The organism is Methanoculleus sp. UBA291 (assembly GCF_002499755.1).
Classification (GTDB): domain Archaea; phylum Halobacteriota; class Methanomicrobia; order Methanomicrobiales; family Methanoculleaceae; genus Methanoculleus; species Methanoculleus palmolei.
The window spans coordinates 30,056-37,233 of the sequence record NZ_DANC01000009.1 but is presented as its reverse complement, the minus strand read 5'-3'; the positions used below and the strand labels follow the sequence as shown (position 1 = coordinate 37,233).

Annotated in this window: 13 protein-coding genes; all 13 read right to left on the bottom strand. The window is 59.6% G+C overall.

The window, feature by feature from the left end; translation table 11 throughout:
* Positions 1-69 precede the first annotated feature (69 nt).
* From secY to rplX, 13 genes are read right to left on the bottom strand one after another with little or no spacing between them, the layout of a single operon-like run.
* A complete protein-coding gene (gene secY / locus BP737_RS02325) occupies positions 70-1,503 on the bottom strand; it encodes a preprotein translocase subunit SecY (RefSeq protein ID WP_292406037.1) in 1,434 nt (477 codons plus the stop codon).
* 20 nt (positions 1,504-1,523) lie between these two features.
* Positions 1,524-1,949, bottom strand: a complete 426-nt coding sequence (locus BP737_RS02320) for an uL15m family ribosomal protein (RefSeq protein WP_292406039.1) — start codon at positions 1,947-1,949, stop codon at positions 1,524-1,526.
* 4 nt (positions 1,950-1,953) lie between these two features.
* Complete coding sequence (locus BP737_RS02315) at positions 1,954-2,415, bottom strand: 50S ribosomal protein L30 (RefSeq protein ID WP_292406041.1); 462 nt, start codon at positions 2,413-2,415, stop codon at positions 1,954-1,956.
* Entirely contained in the window at positions 2,416-3,033 is a 618-nt protein-coding gene (locus BP737_RS02310; protein WP_292406043.1) for a 30S ribosomal protein S5, read from the bottom strand. It lies immediately after the preceding gene.
* Positions 3,034-3,036: 3 nt separating this feature from the next.
* Complete coding sequence (locus BP737_RS02305; RefSeq protein ID WP_292406045.1) at positions 3,037-3,564, bottom strand: 50S ribosomal protein L18; 528 nt, start codon at positions 3,562-3,564, stop codon at positions 3,037-3,039.
* Entirely contained in the window at positions 3,564-4,016 is a 453-nt protein-coding gene (locus tag BP737_RS02300; RefSeq protein WP_292406049.1) for a 50S ribosomal protein L19e, read from the bottom strand. The genes BP737_RS02305 and BP737_RS02300 overlap by 1 nt, the downstream gene beginning before the upstream one ends.
* A complete protein-coding gene (locus tag BP737_RS02295; RefSeq protein WP_292406050.1) occupies positions 4,009-4,443 on the bottom strand; it encodes a 50S ribosomal protein L32e in 435 nt (144 codons plus the stop codon). Before BP737_RS02295 ends, BP737_RS02300 begins: the two co-directional genes overlap by 8 nt.
* A 5-nt stretch (positions 4,444-4,448) precedes the next feature.
* On the bottom strand, positions 4,449-4,973 hold the full coding sequence (locus BP737_RS02290) for a 50S ribosomal protein L6 (protein ID WP_292406052.1): 525 nt from the start codon (positions 4,971-4,973) through the stop codon (positions 4,449-4,451).
* Between the two features lie 15 nt (positions 4,974-4,988).
* A complete protein-coding gene (locus BP737_RS02285) occupies positions 4,989-5,381 on the bottom strand; it encodes a 30S ribosomal protein S8 (protein ID WP_292406053.1) in 393 nt (130 codons plus the stop codon).
* A 13-nt stretch (positions 5,382-5,394) separates the two neighbouring features.
* Complete coding sequence (locus BP737_RS02280) at positions 5,395-5,574, bottom strand: 30S ribosomal protein S14 (RefSeq protein ID WP_292406056.1); 180 nt, start codon at positions 5,572-5,574, stop codon at positions 5,395-5,397.
* Between the two features lie 2 nt (positions 5,575-5,576).
* The gene (locus BP737_RS02275; RefSeq protein ID WP_292406058.1) at positions 5,577-6,080 is read right to left on the bottom strand and encodes a 50S ribosomal protein L5; all 504 of its coding nucleotides are present in this window, start codon (positions 6,078-6,080) and stop codon (positions 5,577-5,579) included.
* The gene (locus BP737_RS02270; RefSeq protein WP_292406060.1) at positions 6,077-6,805 is read right to left on the bottom strand and encodes a 30S ribosomal protein S4e; all 729 of its coding nucleotides are present in this window, start codon (positions 6,803-6,805) and stop codon (positions 6,077-6,079) included. The genes BP737_RS02275 and BP737_RS02270 overlap by 4 nt, the downstream gene beginning before the upstream one ends.
* Positions 6,805-7,170 carry a 50S ribosomal protein L24 gene (gene rplX / locus BP737_RS02265; protein ID WP_292406062.1) on the bottom strand — a complete coding sequence of 122 codons (366 nt, stop codon included), beginning with the start codon at positions 7,168-7,170 and terminating at the stop codon, positions 6,805-6,807. Before rplX ends, BP737_RS02270 begins: the two co-directional genes overlap by 1 nt.
* Positions 7,171-7,178 lie beyond the last annotated feature (8 nt).

Genomic DNA, 7,178 nt, shown 5'->3' with positions numbered 1-7,178 from the left:
GCGAGCGCTCCGCGCCGCTTCTCCAGGAACGACTCCGACGGCCCGACCCAAAGGGTCGGGCCTCCGGACTCATTCCTTGCCGAAGAACGACCGCATGAACGGGTACATCTCCATGATCTGCTGGCTTGCGACCTCTTCATAGAGCCGATAGGTGATGCTCACCGCAAGCAGCAGGCCGGTACCTCCGACCGCACCGACGACACCGAAGAGGTTCGCAACGACCGAGAGAACCCCGATGAACACACCGCCGATGACGGTGACCCGCGGGATGTAACGGTCGAGGTACTTCTCAAGCACCTGAGCGTTCCGGCGGTAACCGGGGATATGCATCCCGCTCCTCTGGATCTGCCGGGCCACGTCCTTTGAGTCGAGTCCTGCGGTCTTGACCCAGAAGAGCGCGAAGATCGCACCCCCGATCACCATGACGAGGACATCGATACCCATCCGCATGAGGATCTCCCAGGGGGCGTGCCCGAGGTCGGAGAGCCACCACATCCAGTCCGTCGGCTGGTTGATCGGCGCAATGAACCACATGAGGCCGTTTATCGGCTGCTGATCCTGGAACTCGCCGAGGATCGTTATCCCGGCGTTGGAGAGGAGCATCCCGATCATCTGGACGTTCGCCTGCAGCACCCGGACGAGGATCATCGGCAGAACGCTTGCATAGATGAGCTTCACCGGGAAACGCGCGCGGGCGCCGCGGACGGCGGTATGCGCAAGCGGGATCTCGATACGGGTCGATTCCACATAGACGATGACCATGAAGATGATGATCGTCGTGATGAGGGCCAAGAAGTCCGTACCGAAGTACTGAAGGAAGTTCGCCCCCGACGTCGCTATGGCGAAGAGCCTTGGGAAGAACCCGATCGGGAAGGGATCGGTGCCCGTCTGCCAGTTCAGGAAGCCGTTCACCAGGCCCTGGGAAACTCCTGCAACGATGAAGAGCCCCACACCCGAGCCAATACCCCACTTGGTGACGACCTCGTCCATCAACACCACCAGGAGCCCGCCGAGGCAGAGCTGGAGGAAGATCAGGAACGAGACCGTGAACGTATTGCCGCCGAAGAACTGGGCCGCCACCGACGGGTCGGGCAGCATCAGACCGCTCGCGACCATGGGGAACCCTTCGACGATGATCATCACGAAGATGAGCATCTTCTGCAGGCCCATGTACATGACCTGGCCGCGTGCTTCACTGGTGTCGATCTGCAGGATTCCAGCGCCCTTGAGCAACTGCAGCACGATCGACGCGGTGACGATCGGCCCGATACCGAGATGCAGAAGCGAACCGCTCGCACCGGCAAGCAGGGCGCGGTACATTCCAAAAATATCCTGTGACTGCGGAGAGAGTCCAAAGATATCGATATTCGTCAATGCGAAGTAGAGGAGAAGAATTGCAAGCGTCCACATGAGTTTGTTCTTGAAGTGGACGTGCCCCTCCGGACTCCGGACTGCAGGCATCGCTGCAAGGATTGGTTCAAATCTATCCAGCAGATCTCCCATAGTTTCACCTGAAAAGAAGATCAGGCGGTCGTTGTCTGACCGCCCATCTCCTCAATTTTAGCCCGGGCCCGTGCTGAAAACTCCCGGGCGGAGATACTCAGTTTATGTGTGACTCTGCCGCCGCCGAGCACTTTCTCGATGCCGATCGCGGTGGCGTCGAGAGTAATAAGGTCGCCCTCCCGGATAGCAAGCCCCTCCTGGAGCAGCGCTTCAGCCATCTGGTCGATCTCCCCGACGTCGAGAGCGGATACCGGCACGGAAGTCTTGTTGACGAAACCGTGCTTACCGTTGGCTATCTCGCCCTTCAGGTAGAAGTGGGAGAAGCGGTGGTCGCGCTGGCCGGCTCTACCACGTCCACCCCTGTTTCCGGCGCCACGTCGATTTTTGTGCGTGCCGCCGCCACAGGTCCGTGAACCCCTGTATTTTGATCGCTTGTTTACGGGCATTGTTTCACCTCATCTTGTAGAGGAGATCGTTGATCTGGGGACCATAGTAGCCGAGCGCCCCTCCCTGTTGAAAGGTTCGTTTGATTGTATTATAGCCCTTTCGTGGAGGATGTAGTCTCAACACCGGTTTGATCTCGGCCAGATCACGGAACGTTGTCTCACCGCTGCAAAGCGCTGTTGCAAATTCCTCGATGCCCGCATACGGGGTATGCGCGCGGACGTAATCGTCGGTCAGCCGCTCGTTCCCGGTCAGTCTGCCCCGGGTGCGCAGGAGGGTGGCCAGAGTGTCTCTGTCAACCTCGCCGTACGCCACGAAGTCCTTGACCTTGCGAATCATGCCGAGGTACGCCGGGGTATCGGGCACGAGGACGCAGTGGTTGATGTGGTGCAGACGGAGCATCTTCAGCGTATCTTTGATCTCACGGTTGGTATTAACCACGCCGCGGACCTGCACTACCGCATACATTTACTCCGTCCCTCCAATCCTGACGAGACTCGTCTGCCGAAGCGCCTCGAACGTCGCCTGGGCATAGTTGATGGTCGTCCGGGTCTGTCCCCGGTTGAAGGCCCAGACATCCTTGATGCCTGCAAGTTGCAGGACCTTCTTCGGGATATCCCCGGTCACGAGACCGATTCCCTGCGGGGCGGGTTTCAGCGTCACCCGGACGCTGCCCGCCTTGCCGGTCACCTCCATGGGAATCGAGTGAGCGGTATCGCAACCGCACTCCCAGCTCCCGCATCCCCGGGAGACCTTGATGAGGTTCAGTTTTGCGTTTACGATTGCTTTCTGGATCGCGTTACCCACCTGAGCGTCCTTGCCCCGGCCGAACCCGACGTAACCGTTCCGGTTGCCGACCACTACGACGGTGCGGAACTTCACACGGCGACCCGAGTCGGTCATACGCTGGACCATATTGATGTCCAGGACCTCGTCCTCCAGGTCGGGCAGGAGGAGATCGACGATCTGGGGCTCCTTGATCGGTCTGCCGCTTGCGAGCACCTCATCGATACTGGTGATCTCGCCGGCAGCGACCATGCGCCCGAGACCGGTGAGCGGAATCCATTCTTCCTGTACGTATGCCATTGTCTACACCAGCTCCTTCTTGATGGCCAGAGCCACAGCCTCTACATTCGCTACCAGGTCCCCCGCCCGCTCGGGAGCATACCCGGCAATGTGGGCGCCTTTGAGCCGCTCCTCGTCGGGGAGGATCTCTTCACCGTAGGGAATGTCGAGACCGCCGTCCACTGCCCCCTTGAGAGCAGCAAAGACGCGCGCTCCGGGTTTTGCCCGGGCAAGCCCGAGATCCAGGATTGCCTCATCATACCCTGCGTTCAACGCTTTGACCGCAAACAGCATCCCGGTCAGGTAAGCTGCCGGGGTGCTTGCGGCCGATCCTGCATAGCCGTAACCGGCGAGTTCAGCCGAGTATGCAGCCACCAGGGTGCAGTCTCCCTCAGTCTCGGGGACGACCAGTTGCACGATGATCTGCCGGTTCGTCTTCCGGACGACCATTCTCGGGGTTCCTGACGACAGGAGCGACATCCGCTTGTAGTAATCAGTCTTACCCTCGTGCCTTCTCCGGAAGGGCACGAAATATCTTGGGCCGGTTGCCATTATCTCATCCTCCCTGCCATCGTCTCAACGTGAGCCGCAAGGTGCGACACACTCCGGAACTGGCCTCCGGAAGCCCGCCGGTACATCACGCGGTAGAGGCTCCGGTCGATTCTGCCGTCATCACGCATCTCGCGCAGGACGCGGCGCTGCGCCCGGATCTTACCGATCCACATCCGCTTACTGGAACTCCGGGCTCCGGCGGCACCTTTTCGGCTCCCCGGTCCTTTCCGGTGACCGTACGAACGCTTTGCCGTCCGTGCCCGTGTCCTGCCCCGGCTGTTTCCTTTGATGATATGGGCCTTGATCGCACCGTTTTCGATGAGTTCGCGCAGATCGTTTCTGGAGATAGCCGCCTCAATATCGGCCTGGCGCTCGGGGTCGAACCAGACGCGGTTGGCACCACACTTGAGGATGGCGGCTGCCATTCGCCTCTGACCGGCTAGGTCACTCATCCTCGGTCACCTCCTCTTCGGTTTCGGCAACAGGAGCCTCCGCCGCACGGGTAAGGTCCTTTGCGTTCAGCACCTTGAGTCCCAGTTCCATGGCCCGCGCCTGAATTTCGCCGCGTTTCCTGTTACCCACCGATCCGGCAATCCGGACGGCCTGAGTCTCCGGGATCAGTCCCACAAGTTCTGCAGGGGTAAAGACCCGCACTTCCTCATAGCCGCTCGGGTGCATGCCACGGATGGTGACGGGGCTTCCGTACCCCGGCCGGGGATGTGCACCCTTTGCTTTGAACTGCGCTCTCTGCTTGCTCTGTAGACCACGCGGACGCCGCCAGACATCTTCCAGTCTCGCTTTGCGGTGAAGACCCCGCCTCTTAAAGGCAGGCTTGTTGTGCCGGGTGCGGACGCGGATCAATCTTCGTATCTCATCCATCTCTTTCACGCCCTCTCGACGATGTAGATGCCGTCCTGGAACACCCGGGGGTCACGTTTCGTGATCCTGGTCGCGTGTTCGATGTTTGCGGCCGTGTTGCCCACTTTCTCCTTATCGATGCCGGTGAGGGTCACTTCATCGTTTCCAACCCTGGCGCTGACACCCTCGATGATCTTTGCGATCCGGGGCTGCTTCTCGCCAAGGAAGTTGTTGATCTCAAGGCTGCCGCCCTGCAGTTTCAACTGGATCGGGAAGTGGCTGTAGACCACCTTCATGCGGTACTCGTAGCCTTCCGTGACGCCCCGGATCATGCTCTTTGCGTGGGCTTCAAGCGTTCCGCTCATGGCAAGGAACCGCTTCTTATCGGATGCCGTGGAGACGACGAGTTCACCGTCTTCGACCACGACGTCGATCTGCGGGAAGCGCATATTACGAGTCAGTGTACCCTTCGGTCCCGAGACCGTGAGCACACTGCCCTCGAGCGTGACGTCCACACCGGGAGGGATCTCAACCTTTCGTGTAATTCCCATACTCACTTCCCTCCCTTAGTAGACGTATCCCAGCAGTTGCCCGCCGATACCCGCGCTCCGGGCCTCTGCGTGGGAGATGACTCCCTTCGAGGTGGAGACAATCAGGATACCGAAGTTCTTTGCCGGGAGGTACTGCGACTCCCAGTATTCCATGTCAGTCATCGTCACCGGGAACCGGGGGGTGATGACGCCGCACTTATTGATCGTTCCGGAGAGTTGGATCCGGAACTGGCCGCCGCGACCGTCGTCGATGAACTCGAAGCCGCCGATAAAGCCGTTTTCCTGCATAACGCGGAGCATAGCGCCGAGGAGCTTGCTCACCGGCTCGACAATAACCTCACTCTTTCCAGAGTCGCCGGCATTCTTGATCGTGCTCATCGCGTCAGCGATTGGATTCAGTCGTGCCATATTCTCTCAACCCCTAGTTCATCTTCTTGAAGCCCATCTTTCCCGCCCATTCGCGGAAGCACTGACGGCAGAAGTAGATGCCGTATTTACGCACAAGGCCCTGCTTCCGACCACAGATGCGGCACTCGTTCGCACCACGGCCGAACTTTCTTACATGCTCGCCCGCTGACGGTGCTCCAGACTCTTCTGCCATCCTTACACCTCCACCTGGTAGCGCTCGCGCATGAACGCGACGGCGTCCTCTTTCGTCACTTTCTGATCCATCGGCAGTTTCCTGCGCTCGACGCTCCGGCGTGCAATCCGCACACCTTTGTATTCGAGCACCACGTTGATATCCATCCCATAGATACCGATCGCCGGGTCGTAGGACATGCCCGGGAAGTCGGTATGCTCCTCAATGCCGAACGAGACGTTGCCGGTCCGGTCGAACTGAGAGAGTGCAAGCCGCCGATCAACGATATCGAGAGCGGTCCTGACGAACTTCTCGGCGTTCTCCCGGCGCAGGGTTACCTTGCACCCGATGGGGGCACCCTTCCGGATGCCGAACGCCGGCTGGGTCCGCTTGGCGACGGTGCGGACGGGCTTCTGGCCGGTGATCTGCTTCACGAGGTCTTCGGCCTTGACCAGCCGCTCGCCGCTCTCCCCGACACCCATATGCACAACGACCTTATCGACGTAGATCTCTTTCATTGCGCTCATGCCAGGGCCTCCAGTTCAGGTGCAATTCCGGAGCGGCCGACCATGAAGATGTAATCTTCAATGGTTTCGAACTGCTCGTTTGCCGAGTCATCCATGAGGATGACGCGGTTTTGTCCGGAACTCGCGGTCCGGATGATCTCAACGATCCTGCCTACCCTGCCGGAGTGCTTTCCGCCGACGATTGTGGCTACATTGCCCTCCGCGAAGGGGAAGTGGTCGACGATCCGGAACCTGTCTTCGCCGTCCGTTCCGAGAGTCACCACAATGGAGTCTTTTGCCTTGTAGGTGTTGTCGGCGAGGATGTTCGCACCGAATGCAAGGTTCAACTGTACCTTGCCGCCCCGGATCGTGGTCTTATTCCGGATCTTGCAAAGCCTGGTCTTCGCGGACTCCGCCGGAATCTCAACGGCAACCAGGTTGCCCCGCACATCGAGCTGGATGCGATAGTGCTTCCCGAGTTTCGGGATTGAGACGATATCAAAGACCCCAAGGCCCATCTGCGGGTTTCTGCAGGCCCGTCCGTTGACGATGATGTCCCGCTGGTGCAGGATCTTCCGGACCTCGCTTGCATTTTCGGCAAGATGGACATGCTCACGGAGCCAGACACCGACCGGCAGAGCGCCGGCGTTGTGGGGGCCCGGGGCGGTCTTCATGACGAATTTCTGTACTTTCTTCGGGATGTGCCAGGAGCCTGGCGCTACCAGCCGCTTGAGATAGTGAGACATTATGCTCCGCCTCCGAGTCTCTCCTCACGAAGTTTGTCTTTCAGGTTGAGCTTCGTGATCTGCACGTTCGAGGGGTCGATAGGACGGGGAACCTCGGTTCCGTCAGCCTTCGTCACCATCACGCCGTGCACGATCACCCGGCATACCTTCATATCCACCGAGTCGACGACGCCTTCATCCCCGGCGAAGTCTCCACGGAGCACCTTGACAGTGTCGCCCTTGACCACACGGGTCCGCCGGGTGTTGTATTTCCCGCGAAGTTCGGGGGCAAGTGATGCAGAGAGGAACCGGCCCCGGGTGTGGTTCGGTGCGTTGTAACGCGCCTTGCGCTGTTTTCTCGGTTGTGTACTGACCATGCGTACCATCTTTTTCA

What these genes read in the sequence shown, in the direction of transcription:
- BP737_RS02275 (WP_292406058.1), bottom strand. Translation starts at nt 6,080, where the DNA reads ATGAGCGCAATGAAAGAGATCTACGTCGATAAGGTCGTTGTGCATATG.
- BP737_RS02315 (WP_292406041.1), bottom strand. Translation starts at nt 2,415, where the DNA reads ATGTATGCGGTAGTGCAGGTCCGCGGCGTGGTTAATACCAACCGTGAG.
- BP737_RS02310 (WP_292406043.1), bottom strand. Translation starts at nt 3,033, where the DNA reads ATGGCATACGTACAGGAAGAATGGATTCCGCTCACCGGTCTCGGGCGC.
- BP737_RS02295 (WP_292406050.1), bottom strand. Translation starts at nt 4,443, where the DNA reads ATGGATGAGATACGAAGATTGATCCGCGTCCGCACCCGGCACAACAAG.
- secY (WP_292406037.1), bottom strand. Translation starts at nt 1,503, where the DNA reads ATGGGAGATCTGCTGGATAGATTTGAACCAATCCTTGCAGCGATGCCT.
- BP737_RS02270 (WP_292406060.1), bottom strand. Translation starts at nt 6,805, where the DNA reads ATGTCTCACTATCTCAAGCGGCTGGTAGCGCCAGGCTCCTGGCACATC.
- BP737_RS02285 (WP_292406053.1), bottom strand. Translation starts at nt 5,381, where the DNA reads ATGGCACGACTGAATCCAATCGCTGACGCGATGAGCACGATCAAGAAT.
- BP737_RS02290 (WP_292406052.1), bottom strand. Translation starts at nt 4,973, where the DNA reads ATGGGAATTACACGAAAGGTTGAGATCCCTCCCGGTGTGGACGTCACG.
- BP737_RS02280 (WP_292406056.1), bottom strand. Translation starts at nt 5,574, where the DNA reads ATGGCAGAAGAGTCTGGAGCACCGTCAGCGGGCGAGCATGTAAGAAAG.
- rplX (WP_292406062.1), bottom strand. Translation starts at nt 7,170, where the DNA reads ATGGTACGCATGGTCAGTACACAACCGAGAAAACAGCGCAAGGCGCGT.
- BP737_RS02305 (WP_292406045.1), bottom strand. Translation starts at nt 3,564, where the DNA reads ATGGCAACCGGCCCAAGATATTTCGTGCCCTTCCGGAGAAGGCACGAG.
- BP737_RS02320 (WP_292406039.1), bottom strand. Translation starts at nt 1,949, where the DNA reads ATGCCCGTAAACAAGCGATCAAAATACAGGGGTTCACGGACCTGTGGC.
- BP737_RS02300 (WP_292406049.1), bottom strand. Translation starts at nt 4,016, where the DNA reads ATGAGTGACCTAGCCGGTCAGAGGCGAATGGCAGCCGCCATCCTCAAG.